This window comes from Okeania sp. SIO2B9, assembly GCF_010672505.1.
Taxonomy (GTDB): Bacteria; Cyanobacteriota; Cyanobacteriia; order Cyanobacteriales; family Microcoleaceae; genus Okeania; species Okeania hirsuta.
The window spans coordinates 1-1,644 of sequence record NZ_JAAHGK010001510.1 but is presented as its reverse complement, the minus strand read 5'-3'; the positions used below and the strand labels follow the sequence as shown (position 1 = coordinate 1,644).

1 protein-coding gene is annotated in these 1,644 nt (G+C 36.9%); it reads right to left on the bottom strand.

The window, feature by feature from the left end:
- Nucleotides 1-1,070 precede the first annotated feature (1,070 nt).
- Nucleotides 1,071-1,220 (bottom strand): hypothetical protein, encoded by a 150-nt coding sequence (locus tag F6K13_RS32140; RefSeq protein ID WP_161565031.1) that lies wholly within the window; start codon nt 1,218-1,220, stop codon nt 1,071-1,073.
- Between the last annotated feature and the right edge of the window lie 424 nt (nt 1,221-1,644).

Below are 1,644 nucleotides of genomic sequence, written 5' to 3'. Positions count from 1 at the left end.
GACGTTGAAACCACCGGATTCGGTTGGGGTGACGGTTACACCTCGGTCATCGGTAACTGTGACATTATCTAATGCTGTGTCCCCTGGGTTGGTGACTACATATTCAAAGTTGGCAGTGCCACCGACCCAGTTTTCCTCAGAGTCAAAAATTTCACTATATAGGTAGTCGAAAATTCGTCAGATAATTTTCCAGAATATCTGCTCTACCTAGAGGTAAGTAGATATTTTTTGGAATTGAGCAACTACCTCTTACTTCCCCTCGACTTTTTGCCAGTTTTTCTCAGAGATGAAAATTTCACTTACATATATAGGTAGTCGCAAATTTGTCAGAGACTTTTCCCAGATATCTGCTCTATCTAGAGGAAAGTAGATATTTTCTGAAGTGGAGCAACTACCTCTTGCTTCCCTTTGAGTTTTTGCCAGTTCTCTGAGGAGATGAAAATTTCACTTACATATATAGGTAGTCGCAAATTTGTCAGAGACTTTTCCCAGATATCTGCTCTATCTAGAGGAAAGTAGATATTTTCTGAAGTTGAGCAACTACCTCTTGCTTCCCTTTGAGTTTTTGCCAGTTCTCTGAGGAGATGAAAATTTCACTCTTATATAGATAGTCGAAAATTTGTTAGATAATTTTCCCGGTTATCTGCTCTATCTAGAACTAAGTAGAGATTTTCTGAAGTGGAGCAACTACCTCTTGCTTCCCTTCAACTTTCTGCCAGTTTTCCTCAGAGTCGAAAATTCGTCAGAGAATTTTCCAGATATCTGTCTTTACCTAGAGGTAAGTAGAGATTTTCTGAAGTTGAGCGATCGCCTCTTCCTTCCCCTCGACTTTTTGCCATTTTTCTTCAGAGGTGAAAATTTCACTTCTATATATAAGTAGTCGCAAATTTGTCAGAGACTTTTCCCAGATATCTGCTCTATCTAGAGGAAAGTAGATATTTTCTGAAGTGGAGCAACTACCTCTTACCTACCCTCAACTTTTTGCCATTTTTCTTCAGAGGTGAAAATTTCACTTCTATATATAAGTAGTCGCAAATTTGTCAGAGACTTTTCCTAGATATCTGCTTTACCTAAAAGTAAGTAGATATTTTCTGAAGTTGAGCAACTACCTCTTCTATTATCAAATCTTTCCATCCATCTCTTTTCAGCGGAAAACCACCAACATTTTCATTCTCTGAAGCTCCAAAAAAAATTGCACGTCGGAGGATTTTTAGTTGCATCCCTACAAAAATTGTGATACGATAGAAAGTAGTGTGGTTTTTTCGTCAATGCGCATGACTTTTTATTCAACTAAGTTTCTTGGCTAAATGTATAGTTTTCCCAGCAAATTTCTTTCTAGTTTTTCCCATTCATTCCATCTCAAAAAATATCAAAGTTACTCCAAAGCAGACAAATTTTTATAGGAAAGCCAAGAGTAGTATCTTTAAACTTTCCTAAGATAAATTTCTCTAATTTTCAGCTAATTAATTCCCTTTTCAATCCAGATTTTTAGCAGGTAACAAAAATGCAGTTATCAAAGCAATAGTACCCCCCAATAAACCCCAACCTAGCCAAATATTAAAATTCCTACCTCCACTTTTTGCCACAAAAGCAGCAGCAGTACCAATAACACAATGCAAAATCATTAATATCCAGAATAATTGA

What these genes read in the sequence shown, in the direction of transcription:
- F6K13_RS32140 (WP_161565031.1), bottom strand. Translation starts at nt 1,220, where the DNA reads ATGCAACTAAAAATCCTCCGACGTGCAATTTTTTTTGGAGCTTCAGAG.